Origin of the sequence: Variovorax jilinensis, assembly GCF_030316885.1 — a bacterium.
Lineage (GTDB): Bacteria > Pseudomonadota > Gammaproteobacteria > Burkholderiales > Burkholderiaceae_C > Variovorax > Variovorax jilinensis.
Map to the genome: position 1 here is coordinate 533,636 of NZ_JASZYQ010000001.1, position 25,167 is coordinate 558,802.

Below are 25,167 nucleotides of genomic sequence, written 5' to 3' on the forward strand. Positions count from 1 at the left end.
ACCCGAAAGCGAACACCCATGAAAACAGTCCTGTCCCGCATCGCTGCCTTCGCGCTGGTCCTCATGCTCGCGGCCTGTGCAGCGCCCCAGTCCGGATCGATGGTCGTCCGCCAAGGCGTGATCGAGCAGATCACGCCGGCGCAGATCCAGAGCAACCAGCACGCCGGCGTCGGCGCCGTGCTCGGCGGCTTGACGGGGCTCGGCATCGGCAGCCTGATCGGTGGGGGTACGGGGCGCGACGTGGCCATGGTCGCGGGCACCATCGGCGGCAGCATCGCGGGTGCCGAGATCGCGAACCGCTACACGCAGCCGATCGCTGGCGAGCAGGTCGTGGTTCGCACCACCAGTGGCGTTCTGGTCGTCGTGACCCAGCCGGTCACGGGCGGCCTGCGCGTCGGCCAGCGCGTCTACATCGAAGGCTCCGGCGAGGGCGCCCGGGTTCTGCCGCAGTAGTAGCAGCGCCGGGCGGCCGCGCGGCCGCTCAGGCTTTCACAGGAAGGGCAGCGTCAGGCTCACGGACACGCCGTCGCCCTTGGGCCGGTTCTTGGCCTCGACGTCGTGCACCCAGCGGGCCGAGAAGGCCGCGGGTTGCGAGCCGATCTTCCCGCTCCAGGTGAGGATCGGGCCGAGGCCGACCGCACGGCCCTTGAAGCCGTTGAGCTTGTCGGCGGTCGGGCCCTTGTCGTTCTGCAACTGCTCGATCCAGCCGCCGACCACGCCGAGCTGCCATTGCGGCGCAACCGCGGTGGTCCACATCGCGTCGATCCGGAACACGGCGCCGTTCTTGTAGTCGGTGTCGTCGTTGCGCGTGTAGAAATCGACTGCGCCCAGGGTCGTGAACTGGCCGCCACCCGCAAACAGCTTCGTGTAGGCGATGGTCGGCGAGAAGGTCCAGGTGTTCTGTCCGGCGTTGGCCAGCCGGTCCGGGTCGTAGGAGCCGGTGGGCGCATAGAAGGGCAGCGAGAACGCGATGTGCTCGGTCTCGCTGAAGTGGTAGCCGGCCACGATCGGATTCACCAGCACGTCGGCGAAATGCGTGTTGCTGTCGCTGCGCGACACGCCGCGGTAGAGGCCGCCGACGTCGATCTCGGCCTTGGTGTATTGCACCGGCAGGCCGATCGCCGAGGCGAAATTCCAGCGCCCCGGCCCGGTGTTCCAGATGTAGGTCAGGTTGGCGATGTTGTACGACGCCGAGACGTCCAGGCCGGCGCTCAGCGTGCGGCCGACGGACACCAGCCGCGATCCGCTCAGATCGCCCGAGAAGTAGATGCTCGACACGGCCAGCACGAGGCCGGGCGTGGGCGGGACCACGCCGGCATCGGAATACACCTGCTGGGCCGTGATGGGCCGGCCCATGCCGCCTTCGGTGGCAGCGGCTGCGAGCGGCAGCAGCGCGATCGCGACGGCCAGGGTCTGCCTCGGGATGGGTCTCATTGAAATCCTATGGGTTCGGGGTCGGTGCGGGGGCGACGCGCACGACGCAGCGAAAGCCCATGTGGGAAGTGGAAGTGTCGATCGGCTGCCCCATGCGCGCGGCCGGCCGATAGCGGTGGCAGTAGTTGGGCGCGCACAGGTGCGAGCCACCCTTCATGACGCGGCGAGGGATGCGCACGTGCGGCGTGCGCGGGTCCATGCTGTCCTCGAGTGAACCGCCGCGCGGGTTGTCGAGCGTGCAGCAGGCATGCGTGATGCGGCCGTGCTCCTGGTACCAGTCGCTGGTGAGTTCCCAGACGTTGCCGGCCATGTCGTGCAGGCCGTAGCCGTTGGGCGCGAAGGCGCCGACCGGCGAGGTCCATTCGTAGCCGTCCTCGAGCAGGTTCTGCCATGGGAACTGGCCCTGCCAGGTGTTGGCCATCGAGCGGCCTCGGACCTTGAATTCGTCGCCCCAGCAGTACTCGGCGCCTTCCAGTCCGCCACGCGCCGCGAACTCCCATTCGGCCTCGGTCGGCAGGGCCTTGCCAGCCCAGGCGGCGTAGGCCTCGGCGTCCTCGCAGGCCACATGGACCACGGGATGCTTCCACAGGCCCTGCAGCGAGCTGCCGGGTCCGCGCGGATGGCGCCAGTCGGCGCCTTTCGTGTAGAGCCACCAGTTGTGGACGTTGCCCATGTCGACCGGTCCCGCGGTCTTCTGGAACACGACCGAGGAGGGCGCGAGCATCTCGGGATCGGCGCCCGGATAGTCCTCGGCCCTGGCGGGACGCTCGGCGAGCGTGACATGGCCGGTGGCGTCCACGAAGCGCTTGAACTCGGCGTTCGTCACCGGGTGGGAATCGATCCAGAAGGGCTGGACCGTGACCTTGTGCGCCGGAGCCTCTTCGGCATAGTGGTTGTCGGATCCCATGACGAAGGTGCCTCCGGGAATCCAGGCCATGGCCGGATGGGGTGCGGTCCGGGGCGCGTCAGGAGCAAGTTCGGGCATGTGCGGCGGGCGATTCGTTCAGAAGAAGGGAGCAGTCGCGCATCGTACCGCCGCCTCAGGCGCCCACCTCCCCGAGGTCGGCCGACGCGACGCCCAGATGCCCGACCGCGCGCACGAGGTCGGCCAGCGAACTCACCTCCATCTTCGCCATCACGTGCGCCCGATGGGCCTTGACCGTGCGTTCGGCGGCGCCCAGCTGCGCGCTGATCTGCTTGTTGAGGGCGCCATTGACCACCAGTTCCATCACCTGGCGCTCGCGCGGGCTGAGCGTCGAGTAGCGGCTGCGAAGCGCGCACAGCCGGCGATGGGCGCGGCGCCGCACGGCATCGTCGGCGACTGCCTTGCCGACCACGGAAAGGATGGTCTCGCTGTCGACCGGCTTGAACAGGAAATCGGCCGCGCCGGCCTTCATCGCGCGCAGCGTCTCCTGCACCGTGGCCTCGGCCGTGACGAAGATCACCGGCAGGGGCTCGGGCTGGTGGGCGATCATTTCCTGCAGGTCGAGCCCGCTCGGGCCCGGCATGTGGATGTCGAGCACCAGGCAGCCGGGCTCGTTGCCGATGCCGTGAAGGAGCATCTCGCCGACGGACCCGTACTCCGCCGTGCGATGGCCGGCAGCGCGCAGCAGCTTCTGCATCGTGCGCCGGTAGCTCGCGTCATCGTCGACGAGCCTCACCACGGGCTGGTAGTTCGAATCCTCGCTCGACAGGCTCATGCATCTCTCCAGGTCCGAAGGTCGATGGACGCGCTCGCCCCGGGAACACGGACCGAAGGTGCTGCGCGGCTTGCCCTTGGGTGCAAGCGCCTGAATGTTCTTACATCAGCCTTCCGCTTTGCGTAGGACATTGCCTACGGGCGAAAAAAAGCCGGCCCCGCGTAGACGGGGCCGGCTTCATGGAACGCCGCAGATCAGAGCGCGGCCTGGCGCGTCTGCGAAATGCGGGCACCGCCGAATTGCGAGGGGATCACGCTGCCGGCGAAGGATTCGCGGCGCACGTTCTGGTTCGGGGCATGCGCCGCAGCGACGGCTTCGGCACGAACTGCCGAGCGGTCGCGCACGCTGGCGACCGTGGTCACGCCCTGGCCGTAGCCATCGGCGTAGGGGTTGGCGCCGCGGGCGGCGACCGAGGCCTGGGCGCTGACTTCGGCACGGCTGGCGGCCGAGGTCAGGGCGTGCACGCCGTCATAGACTTCGGCATGGGCACCGGCGGCGGCAACGAGCGACAGGGCGGCGGCGGCGATGATCTTCGAGGTGTTCATTTCAATTCCTTCTGGCTTGATGAATGGGCCGGAGACGCATCGCGTTCCGGGGTGGCTCAAGTCTATCCAGGGAACTAGGTAGAAACCCGTACTGAAACGAACTGCAGTGTTGCGGAACCGGAAACAATGCCGGCGGCCCAGGCTCGCCGCGCAGGGCCAGCGGTCAGCGCTTGTTCCAGAAGGGGCGCGCCTCGGCCATTCGCTCGAGTGCCTTGCGGCACCTGGCAGCGCTGGCCGGATGGCTGGCCGAGAGCCAGCCCACGGCGAACCAGGCAGCGCCATCGGTGGACGCGATGTCGCGGTAGAGGCTCATCGCCATCGCGGCATCGTTGTGTTCCCCCAGCGCGTCCTGCACCGGCTCCAGGGCCTCGATGAAACGCTGCGCCGCCCGGCGCCCGAACAGCGGCGCCACGAATTCGCCGAGGTAGCGCAAGCGCTTCAAGCGCTTGCGCACCCGGTGCTGCGCCTCGCTGTCGAGGTCCTCGAAGCGCCGGCCGTCGCGCAGCACCTGGTGGTGCAGCCTGGCGAGGCGGGCGCGGATGAGCTTGCGCGCCGGCCCCGCAGCCTCGGTCGCGAGGGGCGTGCCCAGGGCGGTGCCATCGGCGACAGAGGCCACGATCAGTTGCAGCAGCACGTCCTGCAAGGCCGCGCCGCGCACCACCGCGCGGGCGTCGGATGCACCGGCCGCGTCGGGGACGCCGAAGTCGACCGGCGGTGCACCGAGCGCCTCCAGCCGCGGCTGCATCGCCTGCTGCAGGTTCATGCGGTCGCGCGGCTGGCCGAGCGCATGGAAGGCATCGGCCAGCACCGGCTCCCAGCCGGGATCGATCGCGGGCGCGAGTTCGGCCAGTTCGCGCAGGGCCGTGCGCAGGCGCCGGATGCCGACGCGCAGCTGGTGCACATGCTCGGGGTCGGGGCTGCCGGCGGCGATCTCGCTGGCGTTCGGCAGCATCTGCGCAAGGCAGCTGTCGAGCACGGCGCGAAAGATCTGCGTGCCGCCGGCGCCCTCCGCGAGCCGTGGGGCGCTCGCCTTGACCGGCGGTCCGAAGGCCTCGCCGCGTGCGAGTCGCTCGCCGCGTGCCGATTTCGAAACGGTGTCGAGCCAGAGTCCGTAGCGGCCGCGCCAGCGCCGGGCCAGTTCGAGCATGGCCGAGGCGCTGCCGTGCTTGAGCTCGATTTCGAGCTCGCACAGCGGCTGGGCGCGTTCGCCGCTGTGCACCTCGCCCAGATCGAAGGCCAGTTCGACCAGCGCATCGCCGCTGCGCATCTCGCGCATGGTTCGCCAGACGTCGGTGCCATAGAGCGGGACCAGCACAGGCTCGGCGCCCGCGTCGGTGTGGCCGGCCTCGCGCAGGGCCTCGGCGATGCGCTCGCCGACGGGCGTGCCGTGGTGCCGATCGATGCGCGGTGCGGGCTGCTGCCCCGCGCGCACGGGCGCCAGCTCGACGTTGTGCTCCAGGCGTTCGACCGGAAGCTCGCCGGGCGCCTTGGCGGTCTGGATCCAGGCACCGTCTTCCTTTCGCACACGCAGCACGACATGGCGCGCAGCAAGGGCGCCGTCCTCGGTGTCGTAGTAGCGGGCGCGCAGGCGGGCGCGGTGCGACCGGCCGCGCCCGACAGCGGCTTCCACCGCAGCCCGGCTCGTCGCATCGACCTGGAACTTGAGCTCGAATTCTTTCAAATCATCGGCCTCGCAATCGGAGGCGTGCACGGCCTCAGGCCTTGGACTCGTCCTTCAGTTCACTGACCTGCAGAGACAGGTCGAAAAGCTTCGACTTGCTCGCATAGTAGCGGTCGAGCCGCCATTCCCTGAGGATGTCCATTGCCAGCTGGAAGCTCTTGTAATCGAGCTCGTAGAGCGTCACGAGCTCGAAGCTCATTTCCGATTCGAGCGCGAGGACGAGCCTTGCAAGGATCTTGGCGGAAGGTTCGGTCGGATCCGTCTCGATGAATCGGCGGGCGACCTTGATGGCGTTCATGGGTGCGACTTTCTCGTTGCAATGTTCCCATGACTATAGCCAGCACCCCTCCGGCGTTTATGACAGTCGTGTGACGGAGTCAGGGTATTCCCGGCCGCCCGTGCCGCGCCCCGGGCCGATCAGCGGATCGGGGTTTCGGTGGTGCGGACCACGCCGCCGCCGAGCACGCTGCCTCTGACTTCGGTGGCGCCGGCGCCGGTCACGCGGGCTTCGCAGGCCTCGCGATCGCTCGCGGGCTGGCGCGCGCAGCGGGCGAGGGCGTTCTGTTGGAGGGTTGCCGCGTCGGGTGCCACCGATCCCGCCTGACGATTCATCTGGGCGGCAGCGCCCCTCTCGCGCAGGCAGGCGGCCTTGTCCTGCAGCACGCCGTCACAGGGCAGACTGCCCGGCGGGTCGGCGGCGAAGGCCGGGGCCGTGGCCGCGAGGCTGGCCGTGGTGAGCAGGGCGGCTAGACAGGTTCGCAGTGCGATTTTCATGGTCACTCCTTTTCGACAGGGCGACGCAGAAAGAACAAAGAATGGCGCCGCCTGCAAACCAGTATGGGACGCGCAGGGGCGCCTCGCTGTCGGACAGCGACGCATCAGCCCTCGGCGATGCGCCTCGACAGATGTGCGAGCGCTTCCTCGACCTGGTCGACCAGGATCAGCGACAGGTCGCCGGGCGCCAGGCGCGCGAGCGCGGTGTCGATGGCGATGAACTCGCCGCGGATTTCGTCGATGGCGCGCGTGCGCGAGGCGCCTTCCAGGCCCTGGCGCAGCAGCGCCATCACCTCGCCGTCGGCACGGCCGCGCTGGGCCGCGTCCTGATAGAGGATGACGTCGTCGAAGGCCTGGCCGAGGATCGCGGTCTGGTCGCGGATGTCGCAGTCGCGGCGGTCGCCGGCGCCGCTGATCACCACCGAGCGCTTCTTGGCCGGCATGGTGTCGACCGCGGCCACCAGTGCGCGCATGGCGTCGGTGTTGTGGCCGTAGTCGGCGATCACGGTGGCGCCGCGGTAGTCCATCACGTTGAAGCGCCCGGGCACGCCCGCCGCATCGTTCTTGAAGCTCGCCAGGCCGCTGCGGATGGTTTCCCAGTCCAGGCCCACGGCCCAGGCCGCCGCGACCGAGGCCATCACGTTGTCGACCTGGAAGCCGATGCTGCCGTTGCGCGTGATCTGCACGTCGCGCAGCGGGATGCGCTCGCGCCACGAGCCCTCTGCCGCCACGATCGCATCGCCGTCCACGTACACCGTGCGCTTGCCCTGCGCGCGGTGCGTGGCCATCACGGGATGGGCGCGGTCGGCGCTGAAGAAGATCACGCTGCCGGGGCAGGTGGTGGCCATCGCCGCCACGTTGGGATCTGCGGCGTTGAGCACCGCGTAGCCGCCGGGCGCGACGTTGCGCACGATCACGCGCTTGAGCACCGCCAGGTCCTCGACCGTCGTGATGTAGTTGAGGCCCAGGTGGTCGCCGCTGCCGATGTTGGTGACCACCGCCACCTGGCAGCGGTCGAAGCCCAGGCCCTCGCGCAGCACGCCGCCGCGCGCCACCTCGAAAACGGCTGCATCGACGTCGGGATGCAGCAGCACGTTGCGCGCGCTCTTGGGACCGCTGCAGTCGCCGCTGTCGGTCTGGCGGCCGTCGACGTAGACGCCGTCGGTATTGGTCATGCCGGTGCGCAGGCCGCTGCCCGTGAGCAGGTGGTTGATGAGCCGTGCGGTGGTGGTCTTGCCGTTGGTGCCGGTCACGGCGACCACCGGGATGCGGCCGTCGTCGCCATGCGCGAACAGCGTGTCCATCACAGCCTCGCCGACCGCGCGACCGCGGCCGAACGAGGGCGAGATGTGCATGCGCAGCCCGGGCGCGGCATTGACCTCGACCACGCCGCCGTGCTGTTCCTCGAGCGGGCGCAGCACGTTCTCGCACACCATGTCGACGCCGCAGATGTGCAGGCCGACCATCTGCGCCGCATCGACCGCGCGCGCCGCGACCTCGGGGTGCACGGTGTCGGTGACGTCGGTGGCGGTGCCGCCGGTCGAGAGGTTGGCGTTGTTGCGCAGCACCACGCGCTGGCCCAGCGCCGGCACGCTGTCGGGCGTGAGGTCCTGCGATTCGAGCCGGCCGACCGCGATGTCGTCGAGCCGGATCTTGGTCAGCGAGGTGGCATGGCCCTCGCCGCGGCGCGGGTCCTGGTTGACCGCCTCGACCAGCTCTCGCACCGACTTCAGGCCGTCGCCGATCACCTGGGGCGGATCGCGCCGCGCCGCCGCGACCAGCTTGTCGCCGACCACCAGCAGGCGGAAGTCGAAGCCGGGCAGGAACTTCTCGACCATCACCTCGCCGTAGACGGCGGCCGATTCGTAGGCCGCGAGCAGCTGCTCGCGGGTCGTGATGTTGACCGTCACGCCCTTGCCCTGGTTGCCGTCCTGCGGCTTGACGACCACCGGCAGGCCGATCTCCTCGGCCGCCGCCCAGCCGTCCTCGGCGTCGGACACGGGGCGGCCCAGCGGCACCGGAACGCCGGCCGCGTTGAGCAGCTGCTTGGTGAGTTCCTTGTCCTGCGCGATCGACTCGGCGACGCCGCTGGTGCTGTCGACCTCGGCGGCCTGGATGCGGCGCTGCTTGGAGCCCCAGCCGAACTGCACCAGGCTGCCGCTGGTCAGGCGCCGGTACGGAATGCCGCGCGCCACGGCGGCATCGACGATCGAGCCGGTGCTGGGCCCCAGGCGCTCGGACTCGTCGAGATCGCGCAGCTCGGTGATGGCCGCGATGGCGTCGAAGGCGGTGTCGGCCTGCGCCGCAGCGATCAGCTCGCCGGCCAGTTCGAGCGCGCGCCGGCCGACCGCCTCCTCGCTGTACTGGACGGCGACCTGGTAGGTGCCTTCTTCCAGCGTGCGCGAGGTGTGGCCGAAGTTGACGGGGCAGCCGGCCTGCGACTGCAGGGCGACGGCGGCGTTCTCGAACACGTGGGCGAGCGCCAGCGGCTGGCCCAGCACCAGCGGGTGCAGCTCGCCGATGGTCGGGAACAGGGCGCGCAGGCGCGACTCGAAGCCGGCCAGGTGCTCGATCGTGTTCTCGTCGCCGGTGCAGGCGACGATCGCCTCCATGCAGGTGTGGCGGCTCCACAGGTTGGGGCCGCGCAGGGCGCGGATGCGGGTGACTTCCATGTCAGGACTCCACGGCGGAACGATTCCGGCCGCTCAAGCTAGTTGGGATTGCGGCGAAACCAGGGTCTGCGACAGCTGCAGCGATGCCAGCGCCGCCTGCAGGTCGGCCTCGAAGGCCTCGACGCCGGCGCCGATCAGGTTCAGGGGAATGCCCAGGGCCCAGCCCGCGGCAACCGCCGCAAGCAGGCTCTCCAGGCTCACGCCCGCATGGGTGGCGCGCCAGATCGTGAGGCGGCCCAGGCCCGGCAGGAAGGATTCGCTGCTGCCCTTGGCCAGCACCACGCGGTCCTGGCGCACCAGCACGGCCTTGCCGCCGCTGGTCTGGTGGCGCAGCAGTGCCTCGGCCTGCGGCTCGGCGCTGTAGAGGATCACGTCGCCGTCGCACAGCGGCGCCAGGCCGGCCACGCGCTGGTCGGCCGCATTGAGCACGGCCGTGCCTTCGGGCAGCACGACGTCGACCTGGGTGCGCAGCACGCGCACCATCTGGTCGCTCTCGGTGATGTCGAATTCGCCCAGCGCCTCGGCGCCGTCGAGGTCGGTCACGATGCCGACTTCGCAGCGGTCGTAGGCTAGGCCGTCGCGCAGGATGGTCTCGGCGCCGTTCTCGATCACCACCGCCTGCACGGCGCGGTTCACGAGCAGGCGATGGCCGGCTTCCCAGTGGGCGCTGTCGCGCGCATCGACGCGGCGCCGTTCGAGGAACAGGCCGTCGCGGCAGGCCAGGCCCGTGTGGCGGCCGCCGAGGCCGATCAGCCAGGCCACCAGGCGCGACAGCACGGCGGTGTCGCGCGAGCCGGCGACGCCGACCACCGGGATGCGGCCGGGCGCGTCCTCGGGGAACAGGTGGTCGCAGATGGCGCGTCCGACCGGGCGCGGCGAGCCGACCAGCGGCTTCAGGTGCATCAGCAGGCCGGGGCCGGCATTGACCTCGACGATGGCGCCGCCCTGTGCGGCCAGCGGCCGCGCGATGTCCAGCGCCACCAGGTCGATGCCCGCGATGTCCAGGCCGACCACGCGGGCCGCGAGCACCGCCGCATGCGCGACCTCGGGGTGCACCTGGTCGGTGCAGTCGATCGCCATGTTGCCGTTGCGCTGGATGGTGACCACGCGACCGGCGGCCGGCACCGCGTCGGCATCGAGTTCCTGGCGCTTGAGTTCGAGCTGCAGCTTGGCGTCGGTCGCGATCACGATCACGTCGAGCGGATATTCCTCCTCGGCGCCGCGCCGCGGATCGCTGTTGAGCTGGCTGTCGATCAGCTGCGCCACGGTGGCAGTGCCGTCGCCCGTGACGGTGATGATCTCGCCGCGCGCTGCCGCCACCACCTGTCCGCCGACCACCAGCAGTCGATGCTCGTGGCCGCGGATGAAGCGCTCGACCATCACGTCGCTGCCCTCGGGCTCGGCGACGGCGAAGGCGGCCATGACCTCCTCGCGGGTGTGAAGCTCGAGCGAGACGCCGCGTCCGTGGTTGGCGTCCGAGGGCTTGACCACGACCGGCAGGCCGATGTCCTCGGCCGCTTCCCAGGCTTCGTCGGCATCGGCGACGACCTGGCCCTCGGGCACCGGCACGCCGCAGCTTGCGAGCAGCGACTTGGTGAGTTCCTTGTCGCTCGCGATCGATTCGCCGATGGCGCTGGTGTAGTCGGTCTCGGCGGTCCAGATGCGCTGCTGGTTGGCGCCGTAGCCGAGCTGCACGAGGTTGCCGGCATTGAGCCGCAGGTGCGGGATGCCGCGGTCGGCGGCGGCGCCCACGATGCAGGCGGTGCTCGGGCCGAGGTAGCAATCCTCGACCTTGGCCTTGACCGCATCCACCGCGCGCTGCACCTCGGCGGCGCCGAAGGGCTGGTCGTTGATCGCTGCCATCAGCAGCCGGTGGCCCTCGGCCAGCGCGACCCGTGCGACCTGCTCGTCGCGGGCGCGGAACACCATGCGATAGACGCCGTGCTGCGAGGTGCTGCGGGTTTGCCCGAAGCCGGTCGGCATGCCGGCGAGGTTCAGCAGCTCGATCACCACGTGCTCGAGCACGTGGCCGGCCCAGGTGCCTTCGTTGAGGCGCTGGATGAAGCCGCCGCGCTCGCCGACGCCGCAATGGTGCTCGATCAGCGCCGGCAGCAGGGTGGTGAGCCGCTCGGTGAAGCCGGGGATCAGGTTCGACGGATGGTCCTCGAGCGCGCCCAGGTCGAGCCAGACCTCGAGCACGGGCCGGTAGGTCCAGAGGTTGGGGCCGCGCAAATAGTTGATGCGCAGCAGGCGGATGTCGTCGAAACGGGTCATGAAAACGTTCGATGTGCTTTGGCCGAGCACGGACGCGCCCTCAAGCGCGCCCATGGCCATCGGTCAGAATCGGCGCGCGAGGAGCGCCATGAAGGGTCCGTCGGCGGGCCAGAGATACAGAAACACAATGCAACATCACGATCCAGTCGAAGCCGCGGGGGGCGAAACCGGAGAGGCTTCAGACGCTCTGAAAAGCCGACTCTCCGTCGCGGAAAACGTTCTGGCGACCTTCGCGGTTGACCTCGACGACCAACTTCGCTTCCAGCCGGGCCTGCTGGCGCTGACCGAGAACCGGCTGCTGGCCCGCGACGCCGCGGGCGCCTGGACCGAGTGGGCCATTCCCGGCGACGGCGGCCTGGCGCTCTACTGGAGCGATCACGCGGGGGTCGGCACGCTGGAATTGCACGACGGACAGGCGCTCCGGGCACGCTGGCGCTGCACGCTGGCCCAGCAGGCGGGCGCGCTGCGGCTCCAGAAGCTCTTCGATGCCCGGATGGCGGGAGTCGCCCAGGCGACAGCCCGGACCGAGGCGGAGGACCCGATCGGGGAGACCGAGCTGCAGGCGCCGCCCTCGACCTGGGTGCTGCTGCGCCTGGGCCGCTTCGCCCGGCCCTACCGCAAGCAGCTGATCGCGGGCTTCCTGCTCACGCTGGCCTCGACCGCCGCCACCCTGGTGCCGCCGTACCTCACGATCCCGCTGATGGACGACATCCTGATCCCGTTCCAGAACGGCCAGCAGATCGCGGTCACGAAGGTCGTGATGTTCCTGTCCGCGCTGCTGGCTGCCGCGCTGGCCGGCTGGGCGCTGGGCTGGGCCCGGACCTACCTGCTCGCGCTGGTGTCCGAGCGCATCGGCGCCGATCTGCGCACCACGACCTACGAACATCTGCTGACGCTGCCGCTCGACTACTTCGGCGGCAAGCGCACGGGCGACCTGATGGCGCGCATCGGCTCGGAAACCGACCGCATCAACGTCTTCCTGTCGCTGCACGCGCTCGACTTCCTGACCGACGTGCTGATGATCACGATGACCGCCGTGATCCTGTTCTCGATCAATCCGCTGCTGGCCGTGGTCACGCTGGTGCCGCTGCCCTTCATCGCCTGGATGATCCACGTGGTGCGCGACCGGCTGCGCACCGGCTTCGAGAAGATCGACCGGGTCTGGAGCGAGGTCACGAACGTGCTCGCCGACACCATCCCGGGCATCCGCGTGGTCAAGGCCTTCGCGCAGGAGAAGCGCGAGGCCGACCGCTTCCGCGAAGCGAACAAATACAACCTGCAGGTCAACGACAAGCTCAACAAGACCTGGTCGCTCTTCACGCCCAGCGTCTCGCTGCTCACCGAGATCGGACTGCTGGTGGTGTGGGGCTTCGGCATCTGGCAGGTGGCGCGCGGCCGCATCACGGTCGGGGTGCTGACCGCCTTCATCGCCTACATCGGCCGTTTCTACACGCGGCTCGACTCGATGAGCCGGATCGTCTCGGTGACGCAGAAGGCGGCTGCGGGCGCCAAGCGCATCTTCGACATCCTCGACCACGTGAGCAACGTGCCGGAGCCCGCCAACCCGGTGAAGGTCGAGCGCGTGCAGGGCCGCATCGAGATGGCCGGCGTGGGCTTTCGCTACGGCAGCCGGGCCGTGATCCGCGACCTCGACCTGGTGATCGAGCCTGGCGAGATGATCGGCCTCGTGGGCCACAGCGGTTCCGGCAAGAGCACGCTGGTGAACCTGATCTGCCGCTTCTACGACGTCACCGATGGCGCCATCAAGGTCGACGGCACCGACATCCGCCGCTTCGCGGTGGCCGACTACCGGCGCCACGTCGGCCTGGTGCTGCAGGAGCCCTTCCTGTTCTTCGGCACCATCGCGCAGAACATCGCCTACGGCAAGCCCGACGCGACGCGCGAGGAGATCGTCGCCGCCGCGCGCGCCGCCCATGCACACGACTTCATCCTGCGCCTCGCGCACGGCTACGACTCGCTGGTGGGCGAGCGCGGCCAGGGCCTCTCGGGCGGCGAGCGCCAGCGCATCAGCATCGCGCGTGCGCTCCTGATCGACCCGCGCATCCTGATCCTCGACGAGGCGACCTCGGCGGTCGACACCGAGACCGAGAAGGAGATCCAGAAGGCGCTCGACAACCTCGTGAAGGGCCGCACCACGATCGCGATCGCGCACCGGCTGTCGACGCTGCGCAAGGCCGACCGTCTGGTGGTGATGGACCGCGGCGAGGTGGTCGAGGTCGGACCGCACGATGCGCTGATGGAAAAGCAGAACGCCTACTGGCGGCTCTACCAGGCGCAGCTGCGGCAGGCCGACGACGAGAGCGCGGGCGCGGCGGCCGAACGGGCCTCGGTCACGCTGGCGCTCGGCGGCCATGCCGCGCATCCGGCGGGGGACGCATGAGCGCCGCCCGACCGCCCGAAGGCGCTCGCAGCGCCGCCGACAGTGAAGGCCATCCCATGGGCGCCACGCCGATGAAGCTCCAGATCGAACGCGACGGCTTCGGCCGCCTCGTGCTGACCGACGACGACGGCGTGCCTCATGTCGGCGTGCTGCCGGTGCGGGCCTTTCCGCTCACGGCGCCCGACGACGGCATCTCGCTGGTCGGGCCCGACGGCCGCGAGCGCGTCTGGATCGACCACCTCGACGCCTTGCCGCCGGCGGCGCGCGAACTGATCGCGCAGGATCTCGCTGCACGCGACTTCGCGCCCACGCTGCTGCGGCTGCACAAGGTCTCGAGCTTCGGCGTGCCGAGCACCTGGACCGTGAGCACCGATCGCGGCGACACGCGCTTCGTGCTCAAGGCCGAGGAGGACATCCGCCGGCTCGAGGACGGCGCCCTGCTGATCGCGAGCGCGAGCGGCGTGCAGTTCCGCATCCCGGATGCCAAGGCGCTCGACCGTGCGTCGAGGAAGCTGCTCGAGCGCTTCCTGTAGCACGCGGGGGATCACTTAAAGTCCGTCGGACCATGCACAGCACCGCCCTCGTTCTCTTTTCAGGTGGCCAGGACTCCACCACCTGCCTGGCCGATGCGCTGGCCCGCTACGAGCGCGTCGAGACCATCGGCTTCGACTACGGACAGCGGCATCGGATCGAGCTCGACGCGCGCCTGACCGTGCTGGCCCGGCTGCGCGAGCGCTTCCCCGAGTGGGCGCCGCGGCTCGGTGAAGACCACCTGCTGTCGGTCGACGTGCTCGGCCAGGTCAGCGCCTCGTCGCTGACGCAGGACATCGCCTTCGAGATGCAGTCCAACGGCCTTCCGAACACCTTCGTGCCGGGCCGCAACCTGCTGTTCCTCACGCTGGCGGCGGCATTGGCCTACCGGCGCGGGCTCGAGGTGATCGTGACGGGCGTCTGCGAGACCGACTTCTCGGGCTACCCCGACTGCCGCGACGACACCATGAAGGCGATGCAGGTCGCGCTCACGCTCGGCATGGACCGCCGCTTCGTGATCGACACGCCGCTGATGTGGATCGACAAGGCCGCCACTTGGGCCATGGCGCACCGCCTCGGCGGCACCGCGCTGGTGGATTTGATCGTCGAGGACACGCACACCTGCTACCTCGGCGACCGCAGCCACCGCCAGGCCTGGGGCTGGGGCTGCGGCAGCTGCCCGGCCTGCGAGCTGCGCGCCCGCGGCTGGGAACGCTACGTCGCCTCGACCTTGTAGCGCGCCGGGCTGCCCTCGGGCTGCGGCACCAGCGTCCAGCGACGCTGGTGGTGTTCGCCGACCGAAGGCCGGTGCGCGATCGACACCATCGCTCCGCCCGAAGCTTGCACCATCGATGCCAGCCGCTTGTAGATCGTGGCTTCGCTGGCGGCATCGAGCGCGCTCGTCGCCTCGTCGGCGAACAGCCACGCAGGCTTGCGCAGGAGCACGCGCGCGATCGCCAGCCGTTGCTGCTCGCCGCCCGAAAGCTTCTGGCTCCACGCATCGCTGTCGTCGAGCCGCTTCGCGAGATCGGGCAGCAGCGCGTCGTCGAGGGCCTGCACGAGCTGGGCATCCGTGAAGGCCGCGGCCGTCTGCGGATAGGCCAGCGCATCGCGCAGCGGACCGTCCGGCACGTAGGGCCGCTGGGGAACGAACATCGCGTCGGCCGGCATCGCCACCCGGCCGCGAGCGAAGGGCCAGATGCCCGCGAAGGACCGGAAGAGCGTCGACTTGCCGCTGCCCGAGGGGCCTTGCAGCATCACGGTATCGCCGGCGCGCACCGCAAGCGCGGCATCGCGGATCAGCGTCGCGCCGTTGGGCAGCGCCACGCCGAAGCCCTCGGCGCGCAGGCCACCGGCGTTGTCGGAGGGCACGCGTTCGAGCTCGTCGGCCGCTGCCGAATGGGCCTGCATGGCCGCCTCGAAGCTGCTCAGCCGGTCGGCCGTGGCACGCCAGACGGCCACGCGGTCGTAGTTGTCGACGAACCAGCTCAGCGAATCCTGCACGCGCCCGAAGGCCGAGTTGACCTGCATCAGCTGGCCGAGCTGGATCGCGCCGCTGAAGAAGCGCGGCGCCTGCACGATGAAGGCGAAGATCACCGAGGCCTGGCCGAACGACGCCGTGAATGCCACGAGGTTCTTCTGCTTGCGGATCAGCTGCAGGTAGTTTCCGAGGACGGCGCCGAAGCGCAGCTTCAGCTGGCCGTGGACGGTCTTCTCGCCGTTGTCGAGCGCGATCGCCTCGCTGTATTCGCGCACCCGGATCAGCTGGTGGCGGAAATCGGCCTCGAAGCGCTGCTGCTGGAAGTTGAGGCCGATCAGCGGGCGGCCGATGAAGTGCGTGATGACGGTGCCCGCCGCACAGTAGAGCAGCGCGATCCAGACCATCGACCCCGGCACCGAGTAGGCGTGGCCGAACAGCGTGAAGTCGGCCACGCCGCTCAGCCCCCACAGGATGCCGATGAAGCTCACCAGCGTGACCGCCGCATTGAGCAGGCCCATCGACAGCGTCATCGTGTAGTCGGTGAAGATCTGCATGTCCTCCTGGATCCGCTGGTCCGGGTTGTCGGGCGTGCCGCCCTGGTGCTGGCCGTAGCGCGCGAGCTCCAGGTGGTAGAAGGTCCGGTCGGCCATCCAGCGCTCGAGGTAGTTCTCGGTCATCCAGGCGCGCCAGCGCAGCTGCAGCAACTGCGTGAGATAGAACTTGAGGATCGCGATCACGATGAAGCCGGCGGCGATCCAGCAGAAGTAGACGATCTCGCGCCAGAACACGGCCTGGTCCTTGTTCTGAAGCGCATCGTAGAAGCGCGCATACCACTGGTTGTTCAGCACCAGCATGTAGACCACGCCCAGGTTGAGCGCGACGATTGCCGCGAGCAGGCCGCGCGCCATCCACTTCTGCTCGGAGCGGAAGTAGGGCGCTGCCAGCGCGCCAATGCGGCGCAGGGTCTGGAGCATGCTCTTGGAGCCTGTGGAGTCGACATTCATGGCGTGGGTCCGGGGTTCGCGCCGGCGGCGGGCGCGTTGCTTTCATCGTATCGCTCGCGCGGCGGGCTTTCTTAAGCCGCGCTGAAGGCAGCGCCCGCCAGCTCAGCGCAGATTGCTGATCCCGCTCGCCACATGCCCCGAAGGCACGTGCCGCGCCGCGGCATCGACATGGCCGGTCTGGTCGTCGAAGAAGAAGTCGGGCTCGAACTCGCGCAGGAACTCGCCCTTGGCCAGGCCGCCGAGGAACATCGCCTCGTCGACCTTGATGTTCCAGTTCATGAGCGTGCGGATCGCGCGCTCGTGCGCCGGCGCGCTGCGCGCGGTGACCAGCGCGGTGCGGATGCGCATCGCAGGGCCGCTGGCCTGCTGGAGCCGGTGCAATGCGGTCAGCAGCGGCTTGAACGGGCCTTCGGGCAGCGGCAGCGCGGCCTTCGACGATTCGTGAAGCTGGAAGGCGTCGAGACCTTCGGCCTGGAACACGCGTTCGGCCTCGTCGCTGAACAGCACTGCGTCGCCGTCGAAGGCGATGCGTACCTCGTTCGGGTAGGCGTCGCTCGCATGCACCGATTCGACCAGCACTCGGGCGGCAGGGAAGCCGGCGATCAGGGCCTCGCGCACGTCCTCGGCATTGACCGAGAGGAACAGGTGCGCGCGCAGCGGCCGCAGGTAGCCGAACGGCGGCCGCCCTTGCGTGAACACGCCGCGCTGCAGCGCGATGCCGTTGGCCACGGCCGAGCGGAACACGCGCATGCCGGAGACCGGATCGTTGCGCGACAGGATCACGACCTCGACGCGCTGCTGGCCGGCCTCGTTGAAGCGCAGGAGCTTGCGCACCAGCGAATAGGCGATGCCGGGGCGTGCCGGCACGTCGAGCCGGTCGAGCTGCAGCTTCATGTAGCCGGCATCGTCGCCCGATTCGAAGATCGCGTTCTCTTCCTCGAGATTGAACAGCGCCCGCGAAGAGATCGCCACCACCAGCTTGTCGTCGAGGGAGGGCGCCATGGCTACTTTACGAATTGATTGAGCTGGATGATCGGCATCAGCACCGCCAGCACGATCAGCATCACGATCCCGCCCATCGCCACGATCAGCAGCGGCTCGAGGATGGTCGCCAGGTGCATCGCACGGCGCTGCACCTCGGCGCCGAGCTGGTTGGCGGCGCGCTGCAGCATCAGCGGCAGCGTGCCGGTCTGCTCGCCGAGGCGCGCGAACATCGAGACGATGCCCGGGAAGCGCTTCTTCTGTGCCAGCGCCGATGCCAGCGGCGCACCCTCGCGCACCAGTACCAGTGCGTCGAGCGCGTCGGCGCGCATCGCGGTGTTGCTGAGCGTCTCCGAAGCCGCCTGCAGTGCGCGCAGGATCGGCACGCCCGCGGTGGCCAGCATCGCGAGCGTGCTCGCGAAGCGCGCCGCGTTGTAGCCACGAGCCAGCTTGCCGACCAGCGGCAGGTTGAGCCATGCGGCATCGAAGCGCTCGCGCAGCGCGCGCCGCGAGAGCGCCATGCGCGCGGCGATGGTGGCCACCACCACGCCGACCAGCATCAGCCAGCCGTAGTTGCGCACGAAGGCGCTCAGCGCCAGCATCGCCACCGTGAGGATGGGCAGCGCGCGCTTGGTGCCCGCGAAGACGTTGGCCACCTGAGGCACCACGTAGCTCACGAGGAAGACCACGATGACGATTGCCACCAGCGTCACGATGGCCGGATAGAGCGCCGCGCCGACCAGCTTCTGCTGCAGCGCCTGGCGCTGTTCGAGGTCGTCGGCCAGCCGTTCGAGCACCAGCCCCAGATTGCCGCTCTGCTCGCCGGCGCCGATCACCGCGACGTAGATCGGGGAGAACTCGCGCGGATGCTGCGACAGCGCGCGGCCGAAGGGCGAGCCGGCGTTGACTTCGGCGCGCAGCGAGGCGACCAGATCGCGTTGCGCTTCGGTCTCGGCCTCGTCGGTGAGCGCGGTCAGCGCGCGCTCGAGCGAAAGGCCCGAGGACACCAGGCCCGCGATCTGCCGCGTCCAGACCGCCAGCGTGGTCGAGTTGAAGATGCGCCTGCCGCCGAGCATGCGGCGCCAGCCGCGGGCTGCGGGCACGCCGCTCTCGACGCTGCCGACCGGCGTCACGGCCAGCGGGATCAGCGCCTGGGCGCGCAACATGCCGCGCGCGGCGCGCGCGGTGTCGGCCTCGAGAACGCCCTTGCGGGCCGAGCCCTGGGCGTCGATGGCCTCGAAGGAATAGGCGGGCATCGGCGGGCGCCTATTCGCGAGTCACGCGCAGCAGCTCGGCGCGCGAGCTGATGCCGGCCTGTACCAGGCGCTCGCCGTCCTCGCGCATCGAGCGCAGGCCGCCGCGCTCGGCGGCCACGAAAAGCTGGCTCTCGGGCGCTCGGTTGTGGATCAGCGCCTGCACGGAGTCGTCGGCCACCAGCAGCTCGAAGATGCCGGTGCGGCCCTGGTAGCCGGTGTGGCCGCAGGCTTCGCAGCCCACGGGCTGCGCCTCGTGGCCGGCGGCCGGGGCGCACACCGGGCACAGCTTGCGCACCAGCCGCTGGGCCAGCACGCCGAGCAGCGAGGAGCTCAGCAGGAAGGGCTCGACGCCCATGTCGGTCAGCCGCGTGACCGCGCTGACCGAGTCGTTGGTGTGCAGCGTGGCCAGCACCAGGTGGCCGGTGAGCGAGGCTTGAATGGCGATCTGCGCGGTCTCGAAATCGCGGATCTCGCCGATCATGATCACGTCCGGGTCCTGGCGCAGGATGGCGCGCAGGGCCTTGGCGAAGGTGAGATCGATCTTCGCGTTGACCTGGGTCTGGCCGACGCCCGCCAGCTCGTACTCGATCGGGTCCTCGACCGTCATGATGTTGCTGCTGCTGGCGTCGAGCCGGCTCAGCGCGGCGTAGAGCGTGGTGGTCTTGCCCGAGCCGGTCGGGCCCGTGACCAGGATGATCCCGTGCGGCTGGCCGATGAGCCGCTCGAAACGCGCCAGCGTGTCGCCCTGCATGCCCACCGATTCGAGCGTGAGCTTGCTCTCGGACTTGTCGAGCAGGCGCAGCACCGCGCGTTCGCCGTGGGCCGAGGGCAGCGTCGACACGCGCACGTCGACCGCGCGCGTGCCGATGCGCAGCGAGATGCGGCCGTCCTGCGGCAGCCGCTTCTCGGCGATGTCGAGGTCGGCCATGATCTTGAGCCGCGAGATCAGTGCCGCATGCAGCGCGCGGTTGGGCTGGACCACCTCGCGCAGCGTGCCGTCGATGCGAAAGCGCACCGACGACGTGCGCTCGTAGGGCTCGATGTGGATGTCGCTGGCGCCGTCGCGCGCGGCCTGCGTGAGCAGCGCGTTCAGCATGCGGATGATCGGCGCGTCGCCCGCCGATTCGAGCAGGTCCTCGACCGCCGGCAGCTCCTGCATCATGCGCGAGAGGTCGGCGTCGCCCTGCACCTCGCTCACCACGGCGGCGGCGTTCGATTCGCCCTTGGCGTAGGCGGCGCTGATGCGTTGCGCGAGCTGGTCGGGCGGCAGCGGCTCGAAGCTGCGCACGGGGTACTTGCGCAGCACCTCGCCGAGCGCGCTCTTCGGCGGCAGCCTCGGCATCCATAGCGTGAGGCTGCCGTCGTCGGCCTCCTCGAGCAGCAGCTGCTGCCCGCGGGCGAAGGCATAGGGAAGGGGATAGCGCACGGGCCGGACCTTATCGCAATGGGAGCCGTCGAGACACTAGGGGAGTTCGCGCTTGGACGACGGATCGGCCGTCGGCGGCAGGGCGCCCCTCAGCGGCGACGGCGCAAGTCGTTGATTCGGTTGCGTAGGGGGCGGGATCAGCGTGGTGCCTTGCATCGACAGGCCGTCCTCGACCTTCCCCAGCGGGCGCCCCGGCGCCGGCAGCGGCTCGATGACAGCTGCCGAATTCACGTTGCGCAGCAACACGTTCTCGGCCGGCTGAATTTGCTGCTGAAGCGAACGCATCGTGTCGTAGCGCTCGTTGGCGACGCCGGCGGTCGTGGCCGCGTCGCGCATCACGACCGGCCGCAGGAACATCATCAGGTTCACTTTTTCCCGCTTTCGGCTTTCGCTCTTGAACAGCGCGCCCACGATCGGAATGTCGCCGGCCAGCGGGACCTTGTCGACGTTGTTGCTGTAGTTGTCCGACAGCAGGCCGCCGAGCATCACCAGGCCCCCATCCTCGACCAGCACGCTGGATTCGATCGCGCGCTTGTTGGTGGTCGGGCCGTTGGGGGCATTTTCGGTTCCACCCTGCACCGTCGACGTTTCCTGGAACACGATCAACTTGACGGTGCCGCTTTCATTGATCTGCGGGCGCACGCGCAGCGTCAGGCCGACGTCCTTGCGCTCGATGGTCTGGAACGGATTGACCGAGCCGTTGGCCGCGCCGGTGTTGGTGAACTGGCCGGTGATGAACGGGACGTTCTGGCCGATGACGATCTTTGCTTCTTCGTTGTCGAGGGTCAGCAGATTGGGCGTCGACAGAAGGTTGGCGTCCGCGTCGCTGGCGAAGAAGTTGGCGATTGCGCCCAGCACGGGGACGCCGTTGATCGTGGACGTGGCGCCGGCGTTGATGCCGCGCGAGAGTGTGGTCAGTGCAGCCGGCGTGTTCGCTATCAGCGCGGCGCTCAGCGCGAGGATGCTCGGGCCGGCCAGACTGGAGTTGGTGCCGATGGCGCCAGAGTTGCCAAGTGCCGTCTGCCACTGGATGCCGAATTGAGCAGCCTTCGTGGTCGTGGCTTCGACGATCAGCGCCTCGATCATGACCTGCGCGCGCCGACCGTCGAGCTTGTCGATGACGGCGCGGAGCTGGCGGTACTGTGGCTCCGAGGCCGTGATGATCAGCGAGTTGGTCGACGGATCGGCCTGGATCTGGCCGCCGGTGGACGGCGTGTTGGCATTGTTGAGCGGCGTCGTGGCCGCGGCGCTGCCCTGGCCCTGCTGCAGGCTGTTCTGCAGCGCGCCGGTCTGCAGGTTGGTCTGCTGCGTGCCGCCCTGGACGCCCGTGATGCCGCCGCTGCCGCTGACGCCGCGCGCCTCGGCCGACATCGCCGCGCGCAGCGTGGTCGCGAGCCTCACGGCGTCGGCGTTCTTGAGGTAGACCACATAGACGTTGCCGGCCGCGCCGTTGCCGCTGTCGAGAGGCACCCGGTCGAGCTTCTCGATCAGCGTTCGCACCAGCTGCGCACGCGCCGGGTTGGCGGCGCGCAGGATGATCGCATTGCCGCGCGGCTCGGCCAGCAGCGTGGTGCGGAAGGACGCGTCGACCTGGCCCGGGGCGCCGCCTGCACCCGTGCTGGCGGTTCCTTCGAGCAGCCGCGACACCAGCGGCACCAGGTCGGTGGCGACCGAATACTTGAGGGGGATCACCTCGATGTCGGAGGCGTTCGGCACGTCGAGCGCGGCCACGATGCGCGCCAGCCGGCGCATGTTCTCGGCATAGTCGGTGATCACCAGCGAGTTGTTGCCGGGATTCACGTTGATCGTGTTGTTGGGCGCGATCAGGGGCCGCAGCACCGGCAGCAGGTTGTTCGCCGACTCGTAGTTGAGCTTGAAGATCTGGGTGACGATCTGATTGCCGCTCAGGCTCGAGGTGGTCGGCGTCGACGTCGTCACGGTGCTGCTCTGCAGCTTGGCGTCGGCCTCTGGCACGACCTTGTAGAGCCCGTCGGACTGCACGATGGCGAAGCCCTGCAGCCGCAGCGCGGCCGCGAACTGGTTGAAGGCCGCCGCCGGCTCGATCGCGCGGTCGGTCTGCAGCGTGATGGTGCCCTTCACGCGCGGGTCGACCACGACGTCGCGGCCGGTCACGACCGCCATGGTGCGCGCCACCGATTCGATCTCGGCATTGCTGAAGTTCAAGGTGATCGGCTCGCCGCGCCGCGGCACGTCCTGCGCGAAGGCCGAATAGGGAATGCAGGCCGCGATCAGCATCTGCGCCGCGAGCGCGAGGGTGCCGAGGCGGATGCCGGAGGAAGACTTTGGCTTCTTCATGGTCAACCCAGTGTGATGAGCGAGCGCGCGCCTTCGCGTCGCCCGATGATGTTCAACAAGTTCGAGAGCGCGTCTTCGCGTCCTGGCGCGGCGCTGGCTTCGCCGTCGAAGCGCATGGCGCTGCCGTTGAAGCGGCCGCTGCCGCTCAGTTGCAGGCTGCCTTCGCGGGTCGTCAGCAGCAGCGAGGGGACCGGTCCGCCCTCGATGGCGATGCGATAGCTGCCCATCGGCCTGAGCGTCGACAGGCTGGAGGAGATGTCGGTGGCGTCCAGCGTGGCGCGGCCCGCGATGGTAAGGGCCGGGCCGTCCCAGCGCAGCACCAGGGCCTGCATGGAAAGGTCGAGCACGCCTTCGAGCTTGAGCGTGTTCCAGGGCGCGCCGAAGCCCGCCAGCATCGCGGCGGGCCAGCGCGACTGGCCGTCGCGCCAGGCCAGCTCGAGGCCGTTCGCACGCGGCCGGCCGGTCAGTTCGAGCGGCGTCGCGATGCAGCATGGCAGTTCGAGGGAGGCAGAGACGCCGTCCCAGCGCGGACGCAGGGTCCAGCTCAGCGTGCCGGGCAGCGAGATCGAAGCCGCGCCCGCGGCACCGCTCGAAAACACCACGCCCGCGTTGCCGCGCCAGACCGTGCCGCGCGCGTTGATCAGCTGAAGGTGGCCGCCGCTCCATTGCGCAAGGCCGGCGGCCAGCCAGCGGGCCGGCGCATAGACCGCCAGCGCGATCAGGCCGCCCACCAGCGCACCGAGCACGGCCCAGCGCCAGCCTGGGCGGATGGCGGCGTCGGAGGTGCGCGAGAGTGCCATCGGGATGTCGTTCAACGGGCCGGCAGGCCCATGACCAGCGTGCCGTCCCAGCGCACGCCGGTGGCGTCGGCGCCGGATGCGGGGGCGGGGGCGGGCGAGGGCGCGACTGCGCTGCGCGTGAGATGCACCTCGCGCGGCACGGCGCGGGCGTTGCTGCGGGCCTGCGTCAGCAGCTGCGCGAGCGCCTCGGCCGGCGCGTTGCGCAGCGCGACCGTGACGTTCTCGCTGGCGCCCGCGATCTGCAGCTGGGCATTGGGGCCGAGGTTTTCGCGCACCGAGGTCTCGAGGCCACGCATGGCGTCGTCGCGGCTGGCGCGCGGCTGGGACTGCAGCGCCCGGGCCTGAACCTGGAGTGCGGTCATGCGCTGCAGCTGGGCATCGAGCCGGGCATGCTCGGCCGGCGCGCTCGACAACGTGGCGAGGGCGGGCGCAAGCGCCAGCCACCAGATCAGCGCCAGCGTCACGAGGCCGGCGGCGATCGCGATCATGCGTTGCTCGCGCGGCTCCAGTTCGGGCCACCAGGCTTGCCAGCGCGCTTCGAGGATCGCCAGCCATTTCATCGCCCGGCCTCCGCCTGCACCAGCAGCAGATCGCCTTCGCTGCGCACCTCGTAGCCGCGCGAGGACAGCGCGCTCTTGAGCGTGGCGAGGTCGCCGGCCTGCAGGCCGAGACCGCGCAGCCGCAGCTGGCCGGCGCTGAAGTCGATCGCGGTCGGCACGCGGCTGTTCGGCAGGCTGGCGGCCAGCGCCGCCAGCATGGGTTCGAGATCGGACGCGGCGACGCCGCCCGTGGCCTGCTGCAGCGCGGCGACCTCGCGCGTCATCTGCAGGGGGGCGTCGACCACCAGCTGCACCGAGGGAAAAGTCTGGGTCAGCACCGTGCGCACGGCAGAGCGCTTGGCGTCGATGGCGCTGCGTTCCTTCCAGGCCCAGGCGTTGAGTCCGATGAGTTGTGCCAGCACCAGCAGCAGCGCGCCCCAGCGGGCGGCCCGCCAGCGCGGACCGAACCACAGGTCGCGCGCCAGCGCAGCCGCCTTCTTGCTCGCGCGGGCGCGGCCGGTGGATGCGAGGTCGAACTGGGCCAGATCCCATTCGGAACGGCTGGCCTGCAGCCAGCGGGCCGCGGGCTTGACGATCGGCACGCGGCGGCCGAGCACGCTCTCGGCCAGCTCGGCCACTGCGGGTTCGGCCAGCGCCGTGGTGTCGGCCGCGAGCGGGCCGGCCAGTGCCAGGCCGCCGGCGTCGAGCGGCAACGTGGCCACGCCTTCGCTGCCGCAGACCACGCACAGGGCCGCCTGCGGCTCGCCGATCGCGAACACCATCGGCGGCGAGCCTGCGGGTTGAGGCGTGAATTCCGGGAAGATGCGCGTGACCTTCCGACCCGCCGCCTCGAGCGCCTGCACGGCGGCGCGCAGCCAGATGCGGTTGCAGGCCGCCACCCAGACCGGCGCCGCGACGCGCGCTCCGGGCTCGAGCGCGAAGTGCAGGGTCTCGGGGTCGTCGAGCAGGCGATCCTCGAGCAGGCCGTTGAGCACCGAACGCAGGCGCACGGCGCCGCTCATGCTGCCCTGGGGCAGCGTCACCTGATGCCACGACAGTGCCGCCGCGGGAACGCCGACCACCACCTCGTCGCTGCCGGGCAGCAGCGAGGGCACGGCGCTGCCCTGCGAACGGAGCTTGCGCCCGTCGCTCGACCAGACCGACCAGCCGTATTCGGCGGCGGACGAGCCCTGAACGAGAGGAATTGTTACAAGCAGCAAAGCCATCGAGGTGAGTGAAGGGTCGCTATTGTAGAAGGGGCCAGGGATCGATGCTACTATTTTGATAGCATCTCAGGTAGATGGAATGGGCGCTGCGCTTATTTTTGACCCAATCTACGAGGGAGGGCCCTCG

21 protein-coding genes are annotated in these 25,167 nt (G+C 69.7%); 4 read left to right on the forward strand and 17 right to left on the reverse strand.

Annotation, left to right across the window (positions count from 1 at the left end; translation table 11 throughout):
* Window positions 1–18: 18 nt before the first annotated feature.
* Entirely contained in the window at window positions 19–453 is a 435-nt protein-coding gene (locus tag QTH87_RS02575; RefSeq protein ID WP_286606609.1) for a hypothetical protein, read from the forward strand.
* A 36-nt stretch (window positions 454–489) separates the two neighbouring features.
* Here the strand turns inward: QTH87_RS02575 and QTH87_RS02580 are convergent, their stop codons facing one another.
* The 9 genes from QTH87_RS02580 to QTH87_RS02620 all read right to left on the reverse strand — a co-directional run bounded on the left by QTH87_RS02580 (window position 490) and on the right by QTH87_RS02620 (window position 11,080).
* The gene (locus QTH87_RS02580; protein WP_286606610.1) at window positions 490–1,434 is read right to left on the reverse strand and encodes a SphA family protein; all 945 of its coding nucleotides are present in this window, start codon (window positions 1,432–1,434) and stop codon (window positions 490–492) included.
* A 7-nt stretch (window positions 1,435–1,441) separates the two neighbouring features.
* Entirely contained in the window at window positions 1,442–2,419 is a 978-nt protein-coding gene (locus tag QTH87_RS02585) for a formylglycine-generating enzyme family protein (protein WP_506555330.1), read from the reverse strand.
* A 55-nt stretch (window positions 2,420–2,474) separates the two neighbouring features.
* Window positions 2,475–3,134, reverse strand: a complete 660-nt coding sequence (locus QTH87_RS02590; protein WP_286606614.1) for a response regulator transcription factor — start codon at window positions 3,132–3,134, stop codon at window positions 2,475–2,477.
* Window positions 3,135–3,328: 194 nt separating this feature from the next.
* Window positions 3,329–3,679, reverse strand: coding sequence for an alpha/beta hydrolase (locus QTH87_RS02595; protein WP_286606616.1), 351 nt, complete (start codon window positions 3,677–3,679; stop codon window positions 3,329–3,331).
* Between the two features lie 163 nt (window positions 3,680–3,842).
* Window positions 3,843–5,390 (reverse strand): CYTH and CHAD domain-containing protein, encoded by a 1,548-nt coding sequence (locus QTH87_RS02600; RefSeq protein WP_286606618.1) that lies wholly within the window; start codon window positions 5,388–5,390, stop codon window positions 3,843–3,845.
* Window positions 5,391–5,394: 4 nt separating this feature from the next.
* Window positions 5,395–5,658 carry a hypothetical protein gene (locus QTH87_RS02605; protein WP_286606620.1) on the reverse strand — a complete coding sequence of 88 codons (264 nt, stop codon included), beginning with the start codon at window positions 5,656–5,658 and terminating at the stop codon, window positions 5,395–5,397.
* Between the two features lie 119 nt (window positions 5,659–5,777).
* Complete coding sequence (locus QTH87_RS02610; protein WP_286606621.1) at window positions 5,778–6,134, reverse strand: hypothetical protein; 357 nt, start codon at window positions 6,132–6,134, stop codon at window positions 5,778–5,780.
* Window positions 6,135–6,238: 104 nt separating this feature from the next.
* On the reverse strand, window positions 6,239–8,806 hold the full coding sequence (cphA, locus tag QTH87_RS02615; protein ID WP_286606623.1) for a cyanophycin synthetase: 2,568 nt from the start codon (window positions 8,804–8,806) through the stop codon (window positions 6,239–6,241).
* 33 nt (window positions 8,807–8,839) lie between these two features.
* Entirely contained in the window at window positions 8,840–11,080 is a 2,241-nt protein-coding gene (locus QTH87_RS02620; RefSeq protein ID WP_286606624.1) for a cyanophycin synthetase, read from the reverse strand.
* Between the two features lie 127 nt (window positions 11,081–11,207).
* On the opposite strand from QTH87_RS02620, the gene QTH87_RS02625 reads away from it, so the two are divergent.
* Genes QTH87_RS02625 through queC form a run of 3 tightly spaced genes read left to right on the forward strand, consistent with a single transcriptional unit; the run spans window position 11,208 to window position 14,748 of the window.
* A complete protein-coding gene (locus tag QTH87_RS02625) occupies window positions 11,208–13,481 on the forward strand; it encodes a cyanophycin metabolism-associated ABC transporter (protein WP_286606626.1) in 2,274 nt (757 codons plus the stop codon).
* Window positions 13,482–13,537: 56 nt separating this feature from the next.
* Complete coding sequence (locus QTH87_RS02630) at window positions 13,538–14,014, forward strand: cyanophycin metabolism-associated DUF1854 family protein (RefSeq protein ID WP_286608010.1); 477 nt, start codon at window positions 13,538–13,540, stop codon at window positions 14,012–14,014.
* A gap of 32 nt (window positions 14,015–14,046) precedes the next feature.
* On the forward strand, window positions 14,047–14,748 hold the full coding sequence (gene queC, locus QTH87_RS02635) for a 7-cyano-7-deazaguanine synthase QueC (protein ID WP_286606627.1): 702 nt from the start codon (window positions 14,047–14,049) through the stop codon (window positions 14,746–14,748).
* Here queC and QTH87_RS02640 read toward each other — a convergent pair.
* From QTH87_RS02640 to gspL, 8 genes are all read right to left on the reverse strand, one after another.
* Window positions 14,727–16,496 (reverse strand): ABC transporter ATP-binding protein/permease, encoded by a 1,770-nt coding sequence (locus tag QTH87_RS02640; RefSeq protein WP_286606629.1) that lies wholly within the window; start codon window positions 16,494–16,496, stop codon window positions 14,727–14,729. The two genes, queC and QTH87_RS02640, sit on opposite strands and share 22 nt — an antisense overlap.
* 102 nt (window positions 16,497–16,598) lie before the next feature.
* A complete protein-coding gene (locus QTH87_RS02645) occupies window positions 16,599–17,498 on the reverse strand; it encodes a 5'-nucleotidase (RefSeq protein WP_286606631.1) in 900 nt (299 codons plus the stop codon).
* 2 nt (window positions 17,499–17,500) lie between these two features.
* Window positions 17,501–18,733 (reverse strand): type II secretion system inner membrane protein GspF, encoded by a 1,233-nt coding sequence (gspF, locus tag QTH87_RS02650; RefSeq protein ID WP_286606632.1) that lies wholly within the window; start codon window positions 18,731–18,733, stop codon window positions 17,501–17,503.
* A gap of 10 nt (window positions 18,734–18,743) precedes the next feature.
* The gene (gene gspE, locus QTH87_RS02655) at window positions 18,744–20,159 is read right to left on the reverse strand and encodes a type II secretion system ATPase GspE (RefSeq protein ID WP_286606633.1); all 1,416 of its coding nucleotides are present in this window, start codon (window positions 20,157–20,159) and stop codon (window positions 18,744–18,746) included.
* Between the two features lie 36 nt (window positions 20,160–20,195).
* Window positions 20,196–22,475 (reverse strand): type II secretion system secretin GspD, encoded by a 2,280-nt coding sequence (gene gspD / locus QTH87_RS02660; RefSeq protein ID WP_286606635.1) that lies wholly within the window; start codon window positions 22,473–22,475, stop codon window positions 20,196–20,198.
* A gap of 2 nt (window positions 22,476–22,477) precedes the next feature.
* Window positions 22,478–23,275 (reverse strand): type II secretion system protein N, encoded by a 798-nt coding sequence (gene gspN, locus QTH87_RS02665; RefSeq protein WP_286606637.1) that lies wholly within the window; start codon window positions 23,273–23,275, stop codon window positions 22,478–22,480.
* 11 nt (window positions 23,276–23,286) lie between these two features.
* The gene (locus QTH87_RS02670; RefSeq protein WP_286606638.1) at window positions 23,287–23,835 is read right to left on the reverse strand and encodes a type II secretion system protein M; all 549 of its coding nucleotides are present in this window, start codon (window positions 23,833–23,835) and stop codon (window positions 23,287–23,289) included.
* Window positions 23,832–25,040, reverse strand: coding sequence for a type II secretion system protein GspL (gene gspL, locus QTH87_RS02675; RefSeq protein ID WP_286606640.1), 1,209 nt, complete (start codon window positions 25,038–25,040; stop codon window positions 23,832–23,834). The genes QTH87_RS02670 and gspL overlap by 4 nt, the downstream gene beginning before the upstream one ends.
* Window positions 25,041–25,167: the final 127 nt, after the last annotated feature.

What these genes read in the sequence shown, in the direction of transcription:
- QTH87_RS02575 (WP_286606609.1), top strand. Translation starts at nt 19, where the DNA reads ATGAAAACAGTCCTGTCCCGCATCGCTGCCTTCGCGCTGGTCCTCATG.
- QTH87_RS02580 (WP_286606610.1), bottom strand. Translation starts at nt 1,434, where the DNA reads ATGAGACCCATCCCGAGGCAGACCCTGGCCGTCGCGATCGCGCTGCTG.
- QTH87_RS02585 (WP_506555330.1), bottom strand. Translation starts at nt 2,419, where the DNA reads ATGCCCGAACTTGCTCCTGACGCGCCCCGGACCGCACCCCATCCGGCC.
- QTH87_RS02590 (WP_286606614.1), bottom strand. Translation starts at nt 3,134, where the DNA reads ATGAGCCTGTCGAGCGAGGATTCGAACTACCAGCCCGTGGTGAGGCTC.
- QTH87_RS02595 (WP_286606616.1), bottom strand. Translation starts at nt 3,679, where the DNA reads ATGAACACCTCGAAGATCATCGCCGCCGCCGCCCTGTCGCTCGTTGCC.
- QTH87_RS02605 (WP_286606620.1), bottom strand. Translation starts at nt 5,658, where the DNA reads ATGAACGCCATCAAGGTCGCCCGCCGATTCATCGAGACGGATCCGACC.
- QTH87_RS02610 (WP_286606621.1), bottom strand. Translation starts at nt 6,134, where the DNA reads ATGAAAATCGCACTGCGAACCTGTCTAGCCGCCCTGCTCACCACGGCC.
- cphA (WP_286606623.1), bottom strand. Translation starts at nt 8,806, where the DNA reads ATGGAAGTCACCCGCATCCGCGCCCTGCGCGGCCCCAACCTGTGGAGC.
- QTH87_RS02620 (WP_286606624.1), bottom strand. Translation starts at nt 11,080, where the DNA reads ATGACCCGTTTCGACGACATCCGCCTGCTGCGCATCAACTATTTGCGC.
- QTH87_RS02625 (WP_286606626.1), top strand. Translation starts at nt 11,208, where the DNA reads ATGCAACATCACGATCCAGTCGAAGCCGCGGGGGGCGAAACCGGAGAG.
- QTH87_RS02630 (WP_286608010.1), top strand. Translation starts at nt 13,538, where the DNA reads ATGGGCGCCACGCCGATGAAGCTCCAGATCGAACGCGACGGCTTCGGC.
- queC (WP_286606627.1), top strand. Translation starts at nt 14,047, where the DNA reads ATGCACAGCACCGCCCTCGTTCTCTTTTCAGGTGGCCAGGACTCCACC.
- QTH87_RS02640 (WP_286606629.1), bottom strand. Translation starts at nt 16,496, where the DNA reads ATGAATGTCGACTCCACAGGCTCCAAGAGCATGCTCCAGACCCTGCGC.
- QTH87_RS02645 (WP_286606631.1), bottom strand. Translation starts at nt 17,498, where the DNA reads ATGGCGCCCTCCCTCGACGACAAGCTGGTGGTGGCGATCTCTTCGCGG.
- gspF (WP_286606632.1), bottom strand. Translation starts at nt 18,733, where the DNA reads ATGCCCGCCTATTCCTTCGAGGCCATCGACGCCCAGGGCTCGGCCCGC.
- gspD (WP_286606635.1), bottom strand. Translation starts at nt 22,475, where the DNA reads ATGAAGAAGCCAAAGTCTTCCTCCGGCATCCGCCTCGGCACCCTCGCG.
- gspN (WP_286606637.1), bottom strand. Translation starts at nt 23,275, where the DNA reads ATGGCACTCTCGCGCACCTCCGACGCCGCCATCCGCCCAGGCTGGCGC.
- QTH87_RS02670 (WP_286606638.1), bottom strand. Translation starts at nt 23,835, where the DNA reads ATGAAATGGCTGGCGATCCTCGAAGCGCGCTGGCAAGCCTGGTGGCCC.
- gspL (WP_286606640.1), bottom strand. Translation starts at nt 25,040, where the DNA reads ATGGCTTTGCTGCTTGTAACAATTCCTCTCGTTCAGGGCTCGTCCGCC.